Below are 20,122 nucleotides of genomic sequence, written 5' to 3'. Positions count from 1 at the left end.
AACGCATTCCCAATGTAGGAGCTGCCGCAGGCTGCGATCCTTTGATCTTGCCTTCAGCTTTTGTCTTTGGCGTGCGCCGCCAGACGCTCAAGCGCTGCACGCAGGCCAGGATCGCTGATCCCGTCGGCCGTTGACTGAATCGTCTGCGCTGCATCCGGTGACAAATCCATCGAGTGTCCGCCTGGCCGATGCTGGACCAGTGGCGGTTGCACGCGGAACAGGATGCGCGTCAGGTTGGCGAATTCTTCGAACAGCTGCAGTTGGCGTTGCAGGCGTTTTTGCTGGTAACGCAGACGCGTCGCCCAGTGCCCGTCGGTCACCACCAGCGTCAATTGGCCTTCACGCCACTTGGCCACATGGCAATGCGTGCGGGCGGCCGGTTGCAGCTGGCTTTCAAGCAGGCGTTGCAGATGAGCGAGGCGTTGGGCATGGCCGAGAATGGCTTTGAGCGGCTTGGCTTCGCGTAGCAGAACGGCGGGCGCTCTGGCTGTGAGGGGGCGAAATGCCATGATCGAACACCTGAAGTAACAGAAGCGCCATGGTAGCAGAAAGCAACGGAACCACTCGCCCATTGCTTTTGTCCCTGCTTTACCCATTAAATCAACAACTAACTTCTTGCCTTGATGGGTTGAAGTTGAGCAAAACGCCCTTATTTTAAGTGAGCCCCGTCAAAGCGCAGTGCCAGCATCGTGGAATATCGCCACTTTCCTCACCACCGTTTCCGGGTAGAATGCTCGTTCGCATGCGGCCATGAGGGCTGCACGGGCGACTCACGGGGCCGCCCTCCATCCCTTTAGTGTGGAAGATCCTGCCGATATGTTTGCGCCTTTGTTAAAGAAACTTTTTGGAAGCAAGAACGAGCGTGAAGTCAAACGCATGCTCAAGACGGTGCAGCTCGTCAATGCCTTCGAAGAGCAAATGGTGGCCCTTTCGGACGATCAATTGCGTGCCAAGACCAACGAGTTCAAGGCCCGTATCGCCAAAGGGGAATCCCTCGACAAGCTATTGCCTGAAGCCTTCGCGGTCGCCCGTGAAGCCGGCAAGCGCGTCATGGGCATGCGCCACTTCGACGTCCAGTTGATCGGCGGCATGACCTTGCATGAAGGCATGATTGCCGAGATGCGTACCGGCGAGGGTAAAACCCTCGTGGCCACCCTGGGCGTTTACCTCAACGCGCTGTCCGGCAAGGGCGTGCACGTTGTGACCGTGAACGACTACCTGGCCCGCCGCGACGCCAACTGGATGCGTCCGCTGTATGAGTTCCTCGGCCTGACCGTCGGCGTCGTAACGCCGTTCCAGCCGCCGGAAGAGAAGCGCGCCGCCTACGCTGCCGACATCACCTACGGCACCAATAACGAATTCGGTTTCGACTACCTGCGCGACAACATGGCGTTCAGCATGGAAGAGAAATTCCAGCGCGAACTCAATTTTGCCGTGATCGACGAAGTCGACTCCATCCTCATCGACGAAGCCCGTACCCCGCTGATCATTTCCGGTCAGGCCGAGGACAGTTCCAAGCTGTACATGGAGATCAACAAACTGATCCCGCAGCTTGAACTGCATGTCGAAGAAGTCGAAGGCCAGGTCACCAAGGCCGGTCACTACACCATCGACGAGAAGACCCGTCAGGTCGAACTCAACGAAGCCGGTCACCAGTACATCGAAGAAATGCTCACCGGCGTCGGCCTGCTGGCCGAAGGCGAGAGCCTGTATTCGGCGCATAACCTGGGCCTGCTGACCCACGTTTATTCGGGTCTGCGTGCGCACAAGCTGTTCCACCGCAACGTCGAATACATCGTGCAGGACGGTCAGGTCGTACTGGTCGATGAACACACCGGTCGTACCATGCCGGGTCGTCGTCTGTCCGAAGGCCTGCACCAGGCCATCGAAGCCAAGGAAGGTCTGAACATCCAGGCCGAGAGCCAGACCCTGGCCTCGACTACGTTCCAGAACTACTTCCGTCTGTACACCAAGCTGTCCGGCATGACCGGTACCGCTGACACCGAAGCGTTCGAATTCCACCAGATCTACGGCCTGCAGGTCATGGTCATTCCGCCGAACAAGCCGTTGGCGCGTAAAGACTACAACGACCTGGTGTTCCTGACCGCCGAAGAGAAATACGCGGCGATCATCAACGACATCAAGGAAGGCATGGCCCAGGGCCGTCCGATCCTGGTGGGTACCGCGACCATCGAAACCTCCGAGCACGTGTCCAGCCTGCTCAACAAGGAAGGTATCGAGCACAAGGTACTGAACGCCAAGTTCCACGAAAAAGAAGCCGAGATCATCGCGCAAGCCGGTCGTCCGGGCGCCCTGACCATCGCCACCAACATGGCCGGTCGTGGTACCGACATCCTGTTGGGCGGCAACTGGGAAGTGGAAGTCGCGGCGCTGGAAAACCCGAGCCCCGAGCAGATCGCCCAGATCAAGGCCGACTGGCAGAAACGTCACCAGCAAGTGCTGGAGTCCGGCGGTCTGCAGGTGATCGCCTCCGAGCGTCACGAATCCCGTCGTATCGACAACCAGTTGCGTGGCCGTGCCGGCCGTCAGGGTGATGCCGGTTCCAGCCGCTTCTACCTGTCGCTGGAAGACAGCCTGATGCGCATTTTCGCCTCTGACCGGGTGAAGAACTTCATGAAAGCCCTGGGCATGCAGCCGGGCGAAGCGATTGAGCACCGCATGGTGACCAACGCGATCGAGAAGGCGCAGCGCAAGGTTGAGGGCCGCAACTTCGACATCCGCAAGCAACTGCTCGAGTTCGACGACGTCAACAACGAACAGCGTAAAGTGATCTATCACATGCGTAACACGTTGCTGGCCGCCGACAACATCGGTGAAACCATCGCCGACTTCCGTCAGGACGTGCTCAACGCCACCGTCAGCGCGCACATTCCGCCGCAATCGCTGCCAGAGCAGTGGGACGTGGCCGGTCTGGAAGCGTCGATTGCCAGCGACTTCGGGGTGAAACTGCCGATCCAGCAATGGCTCGACGAAGACGATCACCTGTACGAAGAGACCCTGCGCGAGAAGCTGATGGTCGAGCTGATGGCGGCGTACAACGAGAAAGAAGATCAGGCCGGTGCCGAAGCACTGCGCTCGTTCGAGAAGCAGATCGTTCTGCGCGTGCTGGACGACCTGTGGAAAGACCATCTGTCGACCATGGATCACCTGCGTCACGGCATCCACCTGCGTGGCTACGCCCAGAAAAATCCGAAGCAGGAATACAAGCGCGAGTCGTTCACGCTGTTCTCCGAGCTGCTGGATTCGATCAAGCGCGACTCGATCCGTGTGCTGTCGCACGTTCAGGTGCGCCGCGAAGATCCGGAAGCCGAAGAACAACGCCTGCGTGAGGAAGCCGAAGCACTGGCCGCGCGCATGCAGTTCGAACACGCCGAGGCCCCTGGTCTGGAGCAGCCGGAAGTATTGGGTGAAGAGGTCGATGTAGCCCTCGCCACCGCGCCGGTGCGCAACGAGCAGAAGCTGGGTCGCAACGAACTGTGCTACTGCGGTTCGGGCAAGAAATTCAAGCATTGCCACGGGCAGATCCAGTAACTCCCGTTTCAATCGCTGAAATACCCGCGCCGCGACCGGCTCCTGCCGTCGCGGCGTTTTGCCATTTACACCACCGCCATCACTCTGAGCGGTGCTGACATCATTGAGTAAGGAGCGCATTCATGGCTGTTGGTCTTGGTCCTTTGCCAACGTTGCACCCGGTTGCCGGTTTTGAACTCGGTATTGCCTCGGCCGGCATCAAGCGCCCCGGGCGCAAGGATGTGGTAGTGATGCGCTGCGCCGAAGGTTCGACCGTGGCCGGTGTGTTCACCTTGAACGCCTTTTGCGCCGCGCCGGTGATCCTGGCGAAAAAGCGCGTGCAGAACGACGTGCGTTATCTGCTGACCAACACCGGCAACGCCAACGCCGGCACCGGTGAGCCGGGCCTGGCGGCTGCCGAGCGCACCACGGCGAAACTGGCCGAACTGACCGGTGTCGATGCCAGCCAGATCCTGCCGTATTCCACCGGTGTGATCGGTGAACCGCTGCCGGTCGAGAAGATCGAAGGCGCGCTGCAAGCGGCGCTGGATGATCTGTCGGAAAACAACTGGGAAGCCGCCGCCACCGGCATCATGACCACCGATACCCTGCCCAAGGGCGCCAGCCGCCAGTTCCAGCATGACGGCGTGACCATCACCGTTACCGGCATCAGCAAAGGCGCCGGCATGATTCGCCCGAACATGGCGACCATGCTCGGCTACATCGCCACCGACGCCAAAGTTTCCCGCGATGTGCTGCACAACCTGATGCTCGACGGTGCGAACAAGTCGTTCAACCGCATCACCATCGACGGCGACACCTCGACCAACGACTGCTGCATGCTGATTGCCACCGGCAAGGCTGCCCTGCCGGAAATCACCCGTGCCGAAGGCGAGCTGTTCGCCAAGCTCAAGCAAGCGGTATTCGAAGTGTGCATGGACGTGGCCCAGGCCATCGTGCGTGACGGCGAAGGCGCGACCAAGTTCGTCACCGTTGAAGTCAACGGTGGCGGCAATCATCAGGAATGCCTGGACGTCGGCTACACCGTGGCCCACTCGCCGCTGATCAAGACCGCACTGTTTGCTTCCGATCCGAACTGGGGCCGTATTCTGGCGGCTGTCGGCCGTGCCGGCGTGCCGAACCTGGATGTGAGCAAGATCGACGTGTTCCTCGGCGACGTGTGCATCGCCAGCCGTGGCGCACGCGCAGCGACCTACACTGAGGCACAGGGTTCGGCGGTGATGCAGCAGGAAGAGATCACCATCCGTATCGAGCTGGGTCGCGGCGATTGCAGCGAAACCATCTGGACCACCGACCTGTCGCATGAGTACGTGAAGATCAACGCCGAATACCGCACCTGATCCAGGACCGGGTCGCTTGTTTCGCGAGCAGGCTCGCTCCCACAGGGGATTTGTGACAACACGATCCAATGTGGGAGCGAGCCTGCTCGCGAAGACGGCAGCTCAAGAGTACAAGTTTCCAGGTTTATCCACTGACGAAAAGGCGCCACACCATGTCCCTGCACCTGATCATCGGCGACAAACTGCTTTCTTCCTGGTCCTTGCGCGCCGCCCTGGCATTGGAACTGACCGGCGCCCCTTACAGCGAAGAGCTGATCAAGCTCGGCAAGCCCGACACCCGCGAGCGCCTGCTCAAGCATTCGCCGACCGCCAAGGTGCCGTTGCTGCAAACCTCTCGCGGCACCATCGCCGACTCCCTGGCGATTGCCGAATACCTGGCCGAACAGTTCCCGGCCGAACAGCTCTGGCCGAGCGATGTTTACGCTCGCGCTCAGGCCCGTTCTGCGTGCGCGCAGATGCACAGTGGCTTTTTCGCCATGCGCAATCACATGCCGTTCAACCTGAGCCACGATGCTCCGCTCAACCCGGTACCGCCGGAGGTGAAAGTCGATATCGAACGCATGCTCGCGTTGTGGGCTGAATGCCGTGCTGCCGCCACGGAGCCCGGGCCGTATCTGTTTGGCCGAGTGAGCCTGGCTGACGCGTTCTTCGCGCCGATCGCCGTGCGTCTGCGAACTTACCAGGTGCCGTTACCGGCGGTTGATCAAGCCTATGTTGAAACCGTCTACCAATGGCCCGCCTTCAAGGCGTGGCAAAAGGCTGGACTGGAGGAGTTGAATCCGTGAAACGCGTACACGTCGCCGCTGCCGTCATTCGTGACGACCGTGGCAAAATCCTGATCGCCCGCCGTGCCGATACCCAGCATCAGGGAGGTCTGTGGGAATTTCCCGGTGGCAAGGTCGAGGCTGATGAATCCGTCGAAAGCGCCTTGGCGCGGGAGCTGCACGAAGAGCTGGGCATTGTCGTTGGCGCCGCTCGTCCGCTGATCAAGGTTCGCCACGATTACCCGGACAAGCAGGTGTTGCTGGATGTCTGGGAAGTGTCGCAGTTCAGCGGCGAACCGCACGGTGCTGAAGGTCAGCCACTGGCCTGGGTCAACGCCAAGGACCTGCTGAACTACGAGTTCCCAGCCGCCAACCAGCCGATTGTCGCCGCCGCGCGTTTGCCCGGCGAATACTTGATCACCCCGGAAGATCTGGAAGCCCCGGCCCTGCTGCGCGGCATTCAGAAGGCGATTGCCGGCGGGATCAAACTGATCCAGCTGCGCGCACCGAACGGCTATGACCCCAAGTATCGAGACCTGGCGGTGGATGCAGTCGGCCTGTGTGCTGGCAAGGCGCAGTTGATGATCAAGGGGCCGTTCGAATGGCTTGGCGATTTCCCGGCTGCCGGCTGGCACATCACCGCCGCGCAACTGCGCAAATACGCCGAAGCGGGGCGCCCGTTGCCGGCGGAGCGCTGGCTCGCGGCTTCGTGCCATAACGCTGAAGAGCTGGCGCTGGCCGAGCAGATGGGCGTGGATTTCGTCACCCTGTCGCCGGTTCAGCCGACCTTGACCCATCCGAATGCGCAGCCGTTGGGTTGGGAGCAGGCGTCGACGTTGATCGAGGGCTTCAGTAAACCGGTGTTCTTGCTCGGCGGTGTTGGTCCGGTGGAGCGCGAGAAGGCTTGGGGTGTCGGGGCTCAGGGTGTGGCGGGGATTCGCGCATTCTGGCCGGATTCTCTGTAGAGGCAGCTGGCCTCTTCGCGAGCAGGCTCGCTCCCACAGGTTCTATGTTGTTCACATACCTGTGGGAGCGAGCTTGCTCGCGAAGGCGTCCTTACAGGCGCTAGATATCTGAAGGTTTGGCCGCCGGCTGCCACAGAATCTCCGCAATTCCCTGCCGCCGCGCAATCAGCCTTGCGGCCACAAACAGCAAATCCGACAACCGATTGATGTACGCCAACCCCACCCCGGCCAACGGCTCGATCGCATTCAAATGCTGACAGCGCCGCTCGGCACTGCGCGCCAGGCTGCGGCATACATGAGCCTGGGCGATCAGCATCGAACCGCCGGGCAGAATGAAATTCTCCAGCGGCCCCAATTCTTCATTCCATGCATCAATCGCTGCTTCCAGGCGTTCGATTTCCGCCGTGTTCAACGCCTGATAGGCCGGCATCGCCAGCTCACCGCCCAGATCGAACAAACGATGCTGGCAAGGCGCGAGCACCTCGATCAGTTCATTCAGATCGGGGAACGCCTCGCGCTCGGCGAGCAGCCCGGCCAGCAGCACACTGACCTGACTGTTCAGTGTGTCGACTTCGCCAATGGCTTCGATGCGCGGGTGATCCTTGGGCACGCGGCGGCCATCGCCCAGGCCGGTTTCGCCTTTGTCGCCGGTGCGGGTGTAGATCTTCGACAAACGAAAGCCCATGGGTTACCTCGTTAGTTGATTGGTTTCGGCGGGGATGGCTGCCGGTTGTGTCAGCGGCAGACGCAGGGTGAAACAGGTGCCCTGACCCGGCGCCGATTGCACTTCCATCTGGCCTTTGTGGTTGTTGGTGATGATGAAGTACGACACCGACAGCCCCAGCCCCGTGCCCTGGCCGATTTCCTTGGTGGTGAAAAAGGGCTCGAAGGTGCGTTTGCGCACGCTCTCGCTCATGCCGATGCCGTTGTCTTCGACCTGAATCTCGGCCCATGGCGGATTGAGTCGGGTGCGCAGAATGATCCGTCCCGGCTCGCTGTCATCGTCGCGCTGATGAATGGCTTGCGCAGCGTTTTTCAGCAGGTTGAGCAGCACCTGCTCCAGTTCGTTGGCGGTGCCAGGCACCGGGCCGAGCGCCGGGTCGAACTGGCGGATAATCGCCTGACCCTTGAAGTCGAAACCGATCGCCAGATCGAAGTCGTTGCCGGCAATTTCCACCGCTTGATCGATCAACGCGGGCAGATCGCACGGGGCCATTTGCCGGGTGCTGCGCCGGCTGAAGCTGAGCATGTGGGTGACGATTTTTGCCGCGCGGGCGCCGGCCTGCTGGATGCCGTCGAGCAGTTTCGGCACTTCACGGCTTTGCAGGTAGCGGTTGACCGTGTCCAGTTCGATGCCGAGCTGTTCAGCGGTTTCGAGGTTCTTCGGCAGATCCGCCGACAGCCGCCGGCGAATGTTCTGCACGTTGTGCAGGATTGCACCGAGCGGATTGTTGATCTCATGGGCCATGCCGGCGGCGAGGCCACCGACCGAGAGCATTTTTTCCGACTGCACCATCATTTCTTCCAGCGACAGGCGTTGGGTGATGTCGTCGATGCGGATCACCACGCCGCGCCCGGCACCGCCCATCAGTGGGTAGAAGGTCAGGGCGTAATGCTTGGGCTCGTCGTCCTTGAACCAGGTCACCCGCTCGATCTTCGCCACCGTGTGTTCTTCCACGGTCTGCTTGAGTTGCGGCAGAAACGGCTTGAGCGGTTCGAAGGCGAGGAAGATCGGCTGGTTCAGCGCTTCATCCAGGCGCGTGCCGGAGAGGGCGCTGGCCTCCTGGTTCCACTGGGTCACGTAGAGCTGCTCGTCGAGGGCGATCAGCGCCGAGGGCATGGAGTCGATGATGCTGTTGAGGTAGTTCTGGAAGCCGGTGAGCTTCTTCTCGATCTTGCTGCGAACCTGGACTTCCAGTTCCAGCTTGCGGTTGGTGTGACGGGTTTCTTCGGCCAGCCCCTGAGCTTGATCGTAGGCGGCCTGCGAGTCATCGCGGGCGCGCTTGAGCTGCTGCTCGCGGGCTTCGATGCGCGAGAGCATGGTGTTGAACGCCTCGGCGAGGCTGCCGATTTCGTCGTGATTGCCGCGCGAGGCGCGCAGGGCGTAGTTCTCTTCGCGAGTGACTTGGCGCGAGAGCTCCTCCAGCTCATGGATCGGGCGGGTGATCAGGCGTTTGATCTGCCGCGCAATCACCAACCACAGCAGCACACTGAAAATCAGAATGCCGAGGCTGGCCGTCAGGGTGCCGGTGTAAAACGCCATCGGCAGTTCACTGCTGGCCACCAGCAGCAGATGACCCGGTGCAGTGCCCGGGCGAGGCAGGGTGATCAATTGGTTGCTGCGAAACTCGGTGAGTTGCCAGGCTTCGATGTGTCGATAGCGTTCCGGCAGATTGAGCTTGTCGCCACGCTGCACCTGAGCGAGACGGTCACCTTTGCCGTCATACAGCGCTGCCGCGCGCAGCGGCGAGTAACTGTCGAGTTCCTTGAGCAGGCGTTCGGCGCTTTGTGGCGATTCCAGGGCTTGCGCGACCAGGCTCGGGTTGGAGATCAACCGGCCGATGGTCTGCAACGCCTGTGGCGCCATGCTTTCCTGGGAGATGTAATAGGCGGCGCTGATAAAGGTCAGGTTGGCGACCAGAAGAACGGTGGTCAACAACACCAGCAGGGCGGCCAGCAGTTTCTGGCCGACCGGCAGGTTTTCGAGGCGCTGGCGCAATGGCATCAGGTTTATCGCAGCAAAGGAACAAGTGGCCAGCGTAGCCGCTGCTCAGTCGCTGGGCAATCCAAGGCTGCGCAGATGCTCGACCAGACGCTGCTGCAATTGCTTGAGGTGCGGCAGGTTCAGTTGATGACGGGTGGCGACTTTGCAGGCGTGGCCCAGCAGGTAGCTGATTTCGGTGCGGCGCTGGTTCGCCACGTCCTGATACATCGACGAGTAGTTGGCCGCAGTGGCGTGGATCACTCGTTCGACTTCCTGTTGCAGATTGAGCGCCGCATCCGGTTGACCGCAACGCTCCAGCAACTCGGCCAGTTCCGCGCACAGCGTGGCGACTTCGCATTGATGCTGCTCCAGTCCGCCGTTACGGCAATTGTGGAGCACGGTCAAAGGATTGATCGCGCAATTGAGCGCCAGTTTGCGCCACAGCCGGGTGAGGATGTCGGTGCTCCATTCGTGGGGGATGTTCGCCGCTTGCAAGTCGTCCAGCCAGATCGGCGCCACCGGATGACCGGCATCGCCCAGCCAGGTGAAACCGTGCCCGGCAAACACCACGCGCCAGTCGCCGTCGCGGAACGCGCCTTCGGTGCTGGAGGCGCTGATGCAGCGTGCCTGCGGAACCACCGCTGCGACCGCGTCCTGACTGCCGAGGCCGTTCTGCAGCAGGATCAGCTCGGCATCTGCGCTCAGGCGCGGGGCGAGGCGGGCGACCGCGCTTTCGGCATCATAGGCTTTGCAGGCGACGAGCAGGCGGCGGATCGGCTCCGGGTCATCCGCCGTTTGCGCGGGGACGGCGTAGGTGGTGGCTGCGCCGTGCTCGACCAGGGTCAGCCCGCCGGCCGCCTGATAGCTGCGCAAACGCTCGGCATCACGCACGATCAGCCGTACCGGCAGACCCGCGCGGGCCAGACGCGTGGCCCAGAGGGTGCCGAGGCTCCCGGCGCCGAGAACGTGCCAGGGGGTGGACATCAGTTTTTCACTCGGTAAGGTACTGGCATGCAAGGCTCGCCGTGTTGGTGGGAAAAGACCCGTTATAATGAGCCGGATTTTAACCGCAAGCCAAGCGCGCTCCCTCCTGATCGAGCGCGCCTTTTTATTGGAGAGACTACATGCCGTCGTTCGACGTGGTATCCGAACTGGACAAACACGAGCTGACCAACGCGGTCGAGAACGCCGTGAAGGAACTCGATCGTCGTTATGACCTGAAAGGCAAAGGCAGCTTCGAGTTCAAGGAAAAGGACCTGACCGTCAACCTCACCGCTGAAGCCGGGTTCCAGCTGGAAGCGATGATCGAGATCCTGAAGCTGGCCCTGACCAAGCGCAAGATCGATGTGCAGTGCCTTGAAGTCAAAGACGCTTATGCCTCGGGCAAACTGATGAAGCAGGACGCGATTCTCAAGGAAGGCATCGACAAGGAGCTGGCGAAGAAAATCGTCGCTCACATCAAGGACGCCAAGCTCAAGGTGCAGGCCGCCATTCAGGGCGAACAGGTGCGTGTGACCGGCAAGAAGCGCGATGACCTGCAGGAAGCCATCGCGGCCCTGCGTGCCAAGGAATTCGGCATGCCGCTGCAGTTCAACAACTTCCGCGACTAAGCTCGGTCAGATGATCTGTGGGAGCGAGCTTGCTCGCGAAAGCTGTATGTCATTCAGCCATGAGTTGACTGACACATCGCCTTCGCGAGCAAGCTCGCTCCCACATTGTTTTATGTATACCTGGCGGTTTCTGCCGCTGATTTTTTACAGCCCGGGTAGCCGGAAATCAGGAGATGGAAGATGGATTTGAATGCTGAGGTAGACAACCTGGTCAAGGCGTCCCAGGCGTGGATTCCGATGATCATGGAATACGGCAGCCGTGTGCTGCTGGCGGTGATTACCCTGGCGATCGGCTGGTGGCTGATCAACAAGGTCACGCAAAAGCTTGGCGGTCTGCTTGCCCTGCGCATTGCCGACCTGGCGCTGCAAGGCTTTATCAGCAGCCTGGCGAACATCATCCTCAAGGTGTTGCTGATCGTCAGCGTGGCCTCGATGATCGGCGTGGAAACCACCTCGTTCGTGGCCGCGATCGGTGCTGCTGGCCTGGCCATCGGTCTGGCGTTGCAGGGCAGCCTGGCGAATTTCGCTGGCGGCGTGCTGATTCTGCTGTTCCGTCCGTTCCGTATCGGCGACTGGATCGAAGCGCAAGGCGTGGCGGGTACTGTCGACAGCATCCAGATTTTCCACACCGTGCTGCGTACCGGTGACAATAAGACCATCATCGTCCCGAACGGCAATCTGTCGAACGGCATCATCACCAACACCAACCGTCAGCCAACCCGCAAAGTGGTGTTCGACGTGGGTGTGGATTACGAAGCGGATCTGCAGAAAGCCCGTCAGGTACTGCTGGATCTGGCCAAGGATGAGCGCGTATTGCAGGACCCTGCGCCACAAGCGGTCATTTCGACGCTGGGTGACAGTTCGATCACTGTTTCCCTGCGTGTATGGGTTAAAACTGCAGACTACTGGGACGTGATGTTCATGTTTAACGAACAGTCGCGTGATCGTTTGAAGACGGCCGGTATTGATATTCCGTTTCCACAGCGGGTGATTCGTGTGGTTCAGGAAACAGCTACACAATGATAGGTTGCTAATTAAATGCCTGACTTGTTGGTCAGGCATTTATGACAAGTGACAGGCAATAAAAAAGGCCCATCCGAAGATGGGCCTTTTTTTATGCTTCCAAACTAACCACTGATAATTACAGGATGTTCAGTGGGTATTCGGTGATCAGGCGGAACTCTTTAACGTCGCCTTCGCCTTCGTCAGCGTTAGCAACGTGCCAGGCTTGACGGATGCGGAAGGACAGGTCTTTTGCTGGGCCAGACTGAACAACGTACTTGGCTTCGAAGTTGGTTTCGTGGTGTTTACCGTCTTCACCGTACAGGCCGGCGTAAGCGCTACCCGCTGGAGTGTGGGTACCGTCGATATCCCAACCTTTAACGTAACGAACCATGAAGCTCAGGCCAGGAACGCCGTACTCGGCCATTTTCAGGTCGTAACGGGCTTGCAGGGATTTCTCGCCTGCACCGTTGAAGTCGGAGTACTGGATGGAGTTGGCGAGGAAGATCGAGTCGCCACCACGGTTGTTCTTGCCTACGCCGATGTAGTCGAACGGAGTGTCGCCGTTGACCTTCTGGAAGGCCAGGGTGAAGGTGTGTGCCTTCAGGAACGACAGGGCGGTTGCCAGCGAGAAGGCGGTGTTGCTGATGTCGCCCGCTTTGGCGCTGCCGGTGTCGGTGGTGCGGTAGATGTTGAAGTCAGTGTTCAGCGAAGTGTCGCCACCGAATGGGGTGGTGAGGTTCACGTTGGCGTAGTACTGGTTCCAGATGTCTTCCAGCTTGGCGCCGTACAGCGAGGCAGTCAGGTTGTCAGTGATGCCGTATTTGCCACCGAAGTAGTCGATGTTTTTGGCTTCAACACCCGCGTAAGTGGCGTAAAGGCCGCCTTCACGAGCGTTTTTGTCCTGGCTGGTGGCCGAGTAGAAGTGACCGGCTTCGAGGTCAAGGTCTTTGACTTCGCTGCTCTGCAACTGGAAGCCAGTGGCCGTTTGCGGAAGGATACGGGAGCCGCCAACAGCGAATACCGGAGCGGTGCTTGGCTGCATGTCGCCAAATTTCAGCTCGGTTTTGGAGATGCGGAATTTAACGGCTGCGCCGGCTTTGCCTTGGCTGTCGTTAACGTCGTGTGCATAACCGTTGGCTTTGACGGTGTCGCTACGGCTCATGTTACCGGTGCCGGAAGTACCATCACCGCCATCCAGTTTGACCGCCAGGTAACCGAATGCATCGATACCGACGCCTACGGTGCCTTGGGTGTAACCGGAAGTGAAGTTACCGAGAAAGCCCTGAGTCCAGTCTTTCTGGTCGTGACCGCCGTTCTTGTTGTCGCGGTTGAAGTAGTAGTTCTTCAACGTTTCGGTGAGTTTTGCATCTTCAACGAAACCTTTGGCTTCTGCCTGGTCACTAACAAACGGGGCGGCCGTAGCCAACTGAGTGCTGGCTGCTGCTGCAACTGCCAGTGCGATTGTGCTCCACTTCATCACGCGCATCGTGATTTGCTCCTTTGGTTTTAGAAGAGTACTGCCGTCCCACCTGTTTTATTATCTGGGCGGCTCTTTCTTTTTGTGTCGGCGCAAACTTATATCACGCCGACAATGTTGGCGATACTTGCTCATACAACCTTTCATGATCTTTACGACGACGTCGCAAACAGCTGGGTTGATGTCGCAAATTCACGTTACCCATGCAGCCGGGCTGACAACTTTATCGCTGTTTCTGGGCCTTTTTGCATCGGTAAAAAAGAGTCCCTGGCAAAACACTTGAATCTCCATTGGGGCAACCCTGCCACCGTATTTGTTTGGTCTCAAGCTGCCACTTCCCGTGGTGCGCTATAGACCATGTGTGTCTCAATGCAACAAGCGTGCACAAAGTGCAGGGTTGCCACGTTTATTTTTCTGCACACCCGCCTTTCGCTGTAAAAACCGCATAAAAACGGGGGTTCAAGCCCTTTTGTATCAGGGGCTTGACGCATACCTTTGCATCGTGTTGTCAGGTTCGAGTGGGGCCATGACAACCAAAAACGTTACCGGTTCACCCCGTCAGTGAGTATTTGGCGGATGCCCGACGCACTGAGCGTAGACGCACTGTGCGGTTTTGGTGCAAAAAATTTACAGGCTGTACCGGATTCATACAGCTTGTGACGAGCCTGCTGTCAATGAACCTGCCCATTTCGGGTGTTTGCCCGTGTCCGGGCACCGTCCTGGCGCTGTAATGGTGCGCGGTCTCTGCAAATGTCCCTTGCCTGGGCTGTGATGGCCTGGGCGGGCACGGCGCTCGTGAAGCCTGATGGATTCGCAGGTATGCTGCCTGCCTGTCGCTTGGTGTGTCGCCTGTCGTTCACGGCCGCTAAGCTGAATTATGTCGATCAGCCGGGAGTGCATGCAGTGTTTGCTTTAGATTCACGACTTCAACAGGACACCCTGACCATCGGCGATTTCCCGCTCTGCCGGCTGCTGCTGTCCAACGATGCCAATTACCCGTGGTTCATCCTGGTGCCTCGTCGCGACGATATCAGCGAGTTGTTTCAGTTGGATGTCGCCGACCAGCAGCAGTTGTGGCAGGAAACCACGGCGCTGGCAGAGCTGCTGAAGGATCTGTTCGACGCCGACAAGTTGAACGTTGCGACGCTGGGCAACGTTGTCAGCCAGTTGCACATGCATGTGATCGTGCGCAAGCGTGATGACGCGGCCTGGCCGGCGCCGGTCTGGGGTAAACACCCGGCCAGACCCTACAGTGCCGAGGAGGTGGCGGGCATTCGTGAGCGGCTGAGTCTGGTGCTGACCGAACACTTCACGTTTCTGGAGGGTTGAACCATGAACCTTGAAGAGCGCGTTACCGATCTGGAAAGCCGCCTGGCGTTTCAGGATGACACCATTCAGGCGTTGAACGATGAGCTGGTGGCGCAGCAGCGCGTGATCGAGCGCCTGCAGTTGCAAATGGCGGCGTTGCTCAAGCGTCAGGAGGAGATGGTCGGGCAGTTCGATTCTTTCGAGGAAGAAGCACCACCGCCGCATTACTGATGCCAACACGTTTGTGCAGGCGTAAAAAAAACCGCGAGCAGCCTGGCTGCTCGCGGTTTTTTGTTGCCTCGAATCAGCGACGCGGCAGGGCGGCGATCACGTCCTCGGCTTGCAGGCCTTTGTCCCGGTTCATCACCGAGAACTCCACGCGTTGGCCTTCGACCAGGACGCGGTGACCTTCGCCACGGATTGCACGAAAGTGCACGAAAATATCATCGCCGGAATCCCGGGAGATAAAGCCGAAGCCTTTGGACGTGTTGAACCACTTGACGGTACCGGTATCGCGGTTGCTCATGTCATAGGTAGTCGGTGCGGCGGCCGGTGAAGACTTGTAGAAGCTGATGGCCAGATGCAGGACCACGGCAACCAGGGCGATCACCAGGCTGAACAACACCGCCGGTTGACCGGCGATGACAGGCATCGGTGCGATCAGGGTCAGGGTTTGCAGGACGACAGTCAGCACGAGAAGAGCGCTGACCAGATTTTGCAGATGCTGGCGCGGGCCTTTGTTCCAGTAAGGAATCACTGGAGCGATGACCAGGTTCAGCAGGCCGAAAAAGGCCAGGTAAAGTGCATCGGGTTGTTGCAGGTAAGGAACAGCTTCGGCTTTCAAGCTGGGTATGAACGACAGCAGCAAGGCCGCTGCGCCCATTAGCAGGTGGACGATTTTCAACATTTTGATTGGCTCACGTTATGACGGCTCACAAGGAAGAGCTGAAGGCGCACGGTTCGCTTCGGAAACAATAAAGAGGCGTTGGACACGTGCCCGGCATCAGCCTATGCGCGAGGCCCCGAAAAATGGGGCATAGCGACACACTGCCTATTTAACAGCAAAGCCTGCAACGACTCAAATCACCCCGGCCAGCGGCACCTGCCCGGTCGATTTGTCGCACGGCGAGCGAAAATTGCCGGCTGCGAGGTCGCGGCTGCCTTGCTAGAGTGGGTCTGCACCTGTTGGATGAATTCAATCGCCTTAGGGGGTAAGCATGGCAATCGATATCGGTATCAGTGAAGAAGACCGCAAGTCCATCGTCGAGGGGCTGTCGCGGTTGTTGTCGGACACCTACGTGCTGTATCTGAAAACTCATAACTTCCACTGGAACGTCACAGGTCCCATGTTCAGGACCCTGCATCTGATGTTCGAAGAGCAATACAACGAGCTGGCGCTGGCGGTGGATCTGATCGCCGAGCGTATCCGCGCCCTGGGCTTTCCGGCGCCGGGTGCCTACGCGACTTACGCGCGACTCTCCTCCATTAAAGAGGAAGTCGGCGTGCCAAGCGCCGAGGACATGATCAAGCAGTTGGTCGAGGGCCAAGAGGCTGTAACTCGTACCGCTCGCGGGATCTTCCCGCTGTTGGACAAGGTCAGTGACGAGCCGACAGCCGACCTGCTGACCCAGCGCATGCAGGTGCATGAGAAGACTGCGTGGATGCTGCGCGCGTTGCTCGAGACCTGACAAGCGTTTGCGCGGATGTCCGGGGGGATGTCCGCGTACTGTTTCAAATCTTACTGAACATGTCGGCTTATCCTACGTCGCTGGGCAACTAGTCATCTGGCGCTGACTTTGCGTCTGCGTTTTTATGAAGGCACAGGATGTTGTCTTTATTACAAGCAGCGATGGCAAAGGAGTGTCAGCGATATGGTAGGTGGAGACAGGCGATGCGAGCATGTCGGTTCGCAACGGGAAATGAAGGTCGATCCGTTTGTCAGCGATTTTGATTTTGAGCTGATCCGGCCGCTGGCAAGGTCGGTGCGTTTGAACGGGTTTGCCACTTGCTTGAGGCTCGAGCAGGTTTACTGGAACATTCTTGGTGACATGGCCGGGCACAACGGCTGTTCGGTCAGCACGCTGCTGTCACATGTGGACCGTGAAGTGCACCTGCGCCACGGCGGGGTGAAAAACTTCAGCGGTCTGGTGCGGGTGGTGTGTGTGATGAATGGTCTGCGGGATACCCCGGCGACCGTCATGCCCGGAACGACCAATACTTGAAATGACGTGGCGGGCTGTGCAGTCTTACGGCTGCACAGCCCGCATTTAATGGATATAATCCCGCTCTTTCGCCGCAAAGCCCTGCGCGCGGTGGCAATCTGATCGCCGAGACACCCCCATGCCGATGTACGATTACCAATGTGCTTCCTGTGGTCATCAGTTGGAAGCCATTCAAAAGATCAGCGAGGCACCGCTGGTCGACTGCCCTGCCTGTCAGGCGCCAGAGCTCAAAAAACAGCTGTCCATGCCGGGTTTTCGCCTCAGCGGCAGCGGTTGGTACGAAACCGATTTCAAGACCGGAGCCAAGAAGAATCTGGCCGGTGGCGACAAATCTGACTAGGGTTCAGGCCCAGGTCGAACGACACGCGTGAGATTCCGCAGTGCTTGAGTGCGACGGTATCTCCACCGAATTTCGAATTACGAGAAGCGAAACCACTACCATGATGCGCAGCCATTATTGCGGCCAACTGAACGAAAGCCTGGAAGGCCAGGAAATTACCCTTTGCGGATGGGTTCACCGTCGTCGCGACCACGGCGGGGTGATTTTCCTCGATATCCGTGATCGTGATGGTCTGGCGCAGGTGGTGTTCGATCCGGATCGCGCCGAAAGCTTCGCCGCCGCCGATCGCGTGCGCAGCGAGTACGTGGTGAAAATCACCGGCAAGGTGCGTTTGCGTCCGGCCGGTGCAACCAACGCCAACATGGCGTCGGGCATGATCGAAGTGCTGGGCTACGAGCTGGAAGTGCTGAACGAAGCGGAAACCCCGCCGTTCCCGCTCAACGAATACTCCGACGTCGGCGAAGAAACCCGTCTGCGCTACCGCTTCCTCGATCTGCGTCGTCCGGAAATGGCCGAGAAGCTGCGTCTGCGTTCGCGCATGACCACCAGTATCCGTCGCTTCCTCGACGAGAACGGCTTCCTTGACGTGGAAACGCCGATCCTGACCCGCGCGACCCCGGAAGGTGCTCGCGACTACCTGGTGCCGAGCCGTACTCACGCCGGTTCTTTCTTCGCCTTGCCGCAATCGCCTCAGCTGTTCAAGCAACTGCTGATGGTTGCCGGTTTCGACCGCTACTACCAGATCGCCAAGTGCTTCCGTGACGAAGACCTGCGTGCCGACCGTCAGCCTGAGTTCACTCAGATCGACATCGAGACCAGCTTCCTCGACGAAAAAGACATCATGGGCCTGACCGAAGGCATGATCCGCAACCTGTTCAAGGAAGTGCTGGATCTGGAGTTCGGCGAATTCCCGCACATGACCTTCGAAGAAGCCATGCGTCGTTACGGCTCCGACAAGCCAGACCTGCGTAACCCGCTGGAACTGGTCGACGTTGCCGATCAACTCAAAGAAGTCGAATTCAAGGTCTTCAGCGGCCCGGCCAACGATCCGAAATGCCGTATCGCTGCACTGCGCGTTCCAGGCGGAGCGAGCATGCCGCGCAAGCAGATCGACGACTACACCAAGTTCGTCGGCATCTACGGTGCCAAGGGCCTGGCGTACATCAAGGTCAACGAGCGCGCTGCCGGTGTTGACGGTCTGCAATCGCCGATCGTGAAAAACATCCCTGAAGCCAACCTCAACGTGATCCTTGATCGCGTTGGTGCAGTTGACGGCGACATCGTGTTCTTCGGCGCCGACAAGGCCAAGATCGTCAGCGAAGCCCTCGGCGCGCTGCGTATCAAACTCGGCCACGACCTCGACCTGCTGACCTGCAAATGGGCGCCAATGTGGGTCGTCGACTTCCCGATGTTCGAAGAAAACGACGACGGCAGCTTCTCCGCGTTGCACCACCCGTTCACCGCACCGAAGTGCTCGCCTGAAGAGCTGGAAGCCAACCCGGCCGGCGCTCTGTCCCGTGCCTACGACATGGTACTGAACGGCACCGAGCTGGGCGGCGGTTCGATCCGTATCCACCGCAAGGAAATGCAGCAAGCGGTGTTCCGCCTGCTGGGCATCAACGAAGCGGAACAGGAAGAGAAGTTCGGCTTCCTGCTCGACGCGCTGAAGTACGGTGCACCGCCGCACGGTGGTCTGGCCTTCGGTCTGGACCGTCTGGTGATGCTGATGACCGGCGCCCAGTCGATCCGTGAAGTGATCGCCTTCCCGAAAACCCAGAGTGCTGCGGACGTCATGACGCAAGCGCCGGGTGTTGTGGATGCCAAGGCACTGCGCGAGCTGCACATTCGTTTGCGCGAAACGCCAAAGTCTGAGTAAGACGGGCCTGAAGGCGCATCTTCGGATGCGCCTTTTTTCTTTCTATAGATAGCAGGTCGAGATTTTTTGTTGGCCGGCCGCTGCGTGAGCAGGGCGGGCAACGTTTCAAGAGAATTCGGAGCGAGTTATGGCAGGTCATTCCAAGTGGGCGAACATCAAGCACCGCAAAGAACGTCAGGATGCCAAGAGAGGCAAGATCTTCACCAAGTGGATCCGTGAACTGACCGTTGCGGCCCGTCAGGGCGGCGGCGATCCGGGTTCCAACCCGCGCTTGCGCCTGGCCCTGGACAAGGCCCTTGGTGCGAACATGAGCCGCGACATCATCGACCGCGCCGTGGCGCGTGGCGCCGGTGCGACCGAAGCGGACAACGTTGAAGAGCTGACCTATGAAGGTTACGGCCCGGGCGGCGTGGCGGTGATGGTCGAATGCATGACCGACAACCGCAACCGTACCGCTGCAGCCGTCCGCCATGCATTCAGCAAATGCGGCGGCAACCTCGGCACCGACGGTTCGGTCGCGTACCTGTTCGAGCGCAAAGGGCAGATCAGCTTCGCCCCGGGCGTCGATGAAGACGCCCTGACCGAAGCGGCGCTGGAAGCCGATGCCGACGACGTGGTCAGCCATGAAGACGGCTCGATCGACGTGTTCACCTCGTTCACCAGCTTCTACGCGGTGCGTAACGCGCTGGAAGCGGCGGGGTTCAAGGGCGACGACGCGGAAATCGTCATGCAGCCGACCACCAGCGCCGAACTGGATCTGGAAGGTGCGGAGAAGGTGCTCAAGCTGATCGACATGCTTGAGGATCTGGATGACGTGCAGAACGTCTATTCCAACGCCGACATTCCGGAAGACGTGGCCGCTCAGCTCGGTTAACGCAAAATAGAAAGGTCGCAGTTTTTGATGGCTCTACAATTCACCTGTAGGAGCTGCCGAAGGCTGTGATCTTTCTGCTTTTAAA

19 protein-coding genes are annotated in these 20,122 nt (G+C 59.4%); 13 read left to right on the top strand and 6 right to left on the bottom strand.

From position 1 onward, the window contains the following. Positions 1-53: 53 nt before the first annotated feature. Positions 54-509: a DUF721 domain-containing protein gene (locus tag ACYZUM_RS19420; protein ID WP_473061048.1), complete on the bottom strand. Its 456-nt coding sequence runs from the start codon at positions 507-509 to the stop codon at positions 54-56. A 307-nt stretch (positions 510-816) separates the two neighbouring features. Here ACYZUM_RS19420 and secA point away from each other — a divergent pair, with 307 nt between their 5' ends. The 4 genes from secA (at position 817) to ACYZUM_RS19400 (ending at position 6,621) form a co-directional block, all read left to right on the top strand. Further along, positions 817-3,552 carry a preprotein translocase subunit SecA gene (gene secA / locus ACYZUM_RS19415; RefSeq protein ID WP_041068523.1) on the top strand — a complete coding sequence of 912 codons (2,736 nt, stop codon included), beginning with the start codon at positions 817-819 and terminating at the stop codon, positions 3,550-3,552. Positions 3,553-3,674: 122 nt separating this feature from the next. Then, positions 3,675-4,892: a bifunctional glutamate N-acetyltransferase/amino-acid acetyltransferase ArgJ gene (gene argJ / locus ACYZUM_RS19410; RefSeq protein WP_108183615.1), complete on the top strand. Its 1,218-nt coding sequence runs from the start codon at positions 3,675-3,677 to the stop codon at positions 4,890-4,892. 152 nt (positions 4,893-5,044) lie between these two features. Continuing rightward, entirely contained in the window at positions 5,045-5,677 is a 633-nt protein-coding gene (locus ACYZUM_RS19405) for a glutathione S-transferase family protein (protein ID WP_414904910.1), read from the top strand. Next, a complete protein-coding gene (locus ACYZUM_RS19400) occupies positions 5,674-6,621 on the top strand; it encodes a Nudix family hydrolase (protein ID WP_473061047.1) in 948 nt (315 codons plus the stop codon). Before ACYZUM_RS19405 ends, ACYZUM_RS19400 begins: the two co-directional genes overlap by 4 nt. Positions 6,622-6,721: 100 nt before the next feature. Here ACYZUM_RS19400 and ACYZUM_RS19395 read toward each other — a convergent pair whose 3' ends face one another. The 3 genes from ACYZUM_RS19395 to ACYZUM_RS19385 are packed head-to-tail and all read right to left on the bottom strand — an operon-like array spanning position 6,722 to position 10,309. Further along, positions 6,722-7,306 (bottom strand): cob(I)yrinic acid a,c-diamide adenosyltransferase, encoded by a 585-nt coding sequence (locus tag ACYZUM_RS19395; RefSeq protein WP_473061046.1) that lies wholly within the window; start codon positions 7,304-7,306, stop codon positions 6,722-6,724. A gap of 3 nt (positions 7,307-7,309) precedes the next feature. Next, complete coding sequence (locus ACYZUM_RS19390; RefSeq protein ID WP_473061045.1) at positions 7,310-9,346, bottom strand: sensor histidine kinase; 2,037 nt, start codon at positions 9,344-9,346, stop codon at positions 7,310-7,312. A 45-nt stretch (positions 9,347-9,391) separates the two neighbouring features. After that, positions 9,392-10,309 carry a putative 2-dehydropantoate 2-reductase gene (locus tag ACYZUM_RS19385; RefSeq protein ID WP_473061044.1) on the bottom strand — a complete coding sequence of 306 codons (918 nt, stop codon included), beginning with the start codon at positions 10,307-10,309 and terminating at the stop codon, positions 9,392-9,394. A gap of 140 nt (positions 10,310-10,449) precedes the next feature. Between ACYZUM_RS19385 and ACYZUM_RS19380 the strand changes: the two genes are divergently transcribed. Both ACYZUM_RS19380 and ACYZUM_RS19375 read left to right on the top strand, forming a co-directional pair. Further along, the gene (locus ACYZUM_RS19380) at positions 10,450-10,935 is read left to right on the top strand and encodes a YajQ family cyclic di-GMP-binding protein (RefSeq protein ID WP_003227548.1); all 486 of its coding nucleotides are present in this window, start codon (positions 10,450-10,452) and stop codon (positions 10,933-10,935) included. Between the two features lie 180 nt (positions 10,936-11,115). Continuing rightward, a complete protein-coding gene (locus tag ACYZUM_RS19375) occupies positions 11,116-11,958 on the top strand; it encodes a mechanosensitive ion channel family protein (protein ID WP_473061043.1) in 843 nt (280 codons plus the stop codon). A 118-nt stretch (positions 11,959-12,076) separates the two neighbouring features. Here the strand turns inward: ACYZUM_RS19375 and ACYZUM_RS19370 are convergent, their stop codons facing one another. Then, positions 12,077-13,426 (bottom strand): OprD family porin, encoded by a 1,350-nt coding sequence (locus ACYZUM_RS19370; protein WP_041068541.1) that lies wholly within the window; start codon positions 13,424-13,426, stop codon positions 12,077-12,079. A gap of 894 nt (positions 13,427-14,320) precedes the next feature. Here ACYZUM_RS19370 and ACYZUM_RS19365 point away from each other — a divergent pair. Next, on the top strand, positions 14,321-14,746 hold the full coding sequence (locus tag ACYZUM_RS19365) for an HIT family protein (protein WP_041068712.1): 426 nt from the start codon (positions 14,321-14,323) through the stop codon (positions 14,744-14,746). A gap of 3 nt (positions 14,747-14,749) precedes the next feature. Further along, positions 14,750-14,956 (top strand): SlyX family protein, encoded by a 207-nt coding sequence (locus tag ACYZUM_RS19360; protein ID WP_007962092.1) that lies wholly within the window; start codon positions 14,750-14,752, stop codon positions 14,954-14,956. A 73-nt stretch (positions 14,957-15,029) separates the two neighbouring features. Here ACYZUM_RS19360 and ACYZUM_RS19355 read toward each other — a convergent pair whose 3' ends face one another. Then, on the bottom strand, positions 15,030-15,632 hold the full coding sequence (locus ACYZUM_RS19355) for a cold-shock protein (protein WP_041068544.1): 603 nt from the start codon (positions 15,630-15,632) through the stop codon (positions 15,030-15,032). A gap of 310 nt (positions 15,633-15,942) precedes the next feature. Between ACYZUM_RS19355 and ACYZUM_RS19350 the strand changes: the two genes are divergently transcribed. The 5 genes from ACYZUM_RS19350 (at position 15,943) to ACYZUM_RS19330 (ending at position 20,037) form a co-directional block, all read left to right on the top strand. Further along, the gene (locus tag ACYZUM_RS19350) at positions 15,943-16,413 is read left to right on the top strand and encodes a Dps family protein (protein ID WP_003227537.1); all 471 of its coding nucleotides are present in this window, start codon (positions 15,943-15,945) and stop codon (positions 16,411-16,413) included. Positions 16,414-16,596: 183 nt separating this feature from the next. Then, entirely contained in the window at positions 16,597-16,947 is a 351-nt protein-coding gene (locus ACYZUM_RS19345) for a ribbon-helix-helix domain-containing protein (RefSeq protein WP_041068547.1), read from the top strand. A gap of 118 nt (positions 16,948-17,065) precedes the next feature. Next, complete coding sequence (locus ACYZUM_RS19340; protein ID WP_003227532.1) at positions 17,066-17,287, top strand: FmdB family zinc ribbon protein; 222 nt, start codon at positions 17,066-17,068, stop codon at positions 17,285-17,287. Between the two features lie 100 nt (positions 17,288-17,387). Further along, positions 17,388-19,163 carry an aspartate--tRNA ligase gene (gene aspS, locus ACYZUM_RS19335; RefSeq protein WP_473061042.1) on the top strand — a complete coding sequence of 592 codons (1,776 nt, stop codon included), beginning with the start codon at positions 17,388-17,390 and terminating at the stop codon, positions 19,161-19,163. A gap of 127 nt (positions 19,164-19,290) precedes the next feature. Next, a complete protein-coding gene (locus tag ACYZUM_RS19330) occupies positions 19,291-20,037 on the top strand; it encodes a YebC/PmpR family DNA-binding transcriptional regulator (protein WP_003227527.1) in 747 nt (248 codons plus the stop codon). Positions 20,038-20,122 lie beyond the last annotated feature (85 nt).

It is taken from the genome of Pseudomonas sp. m6p (assembly GCF_055760375.1).
The sequence above is the reverse complement of the archived record's forward strand: the minus strand, read 5'-3'. Positions and strand labels throughout refer to the sequence as shown.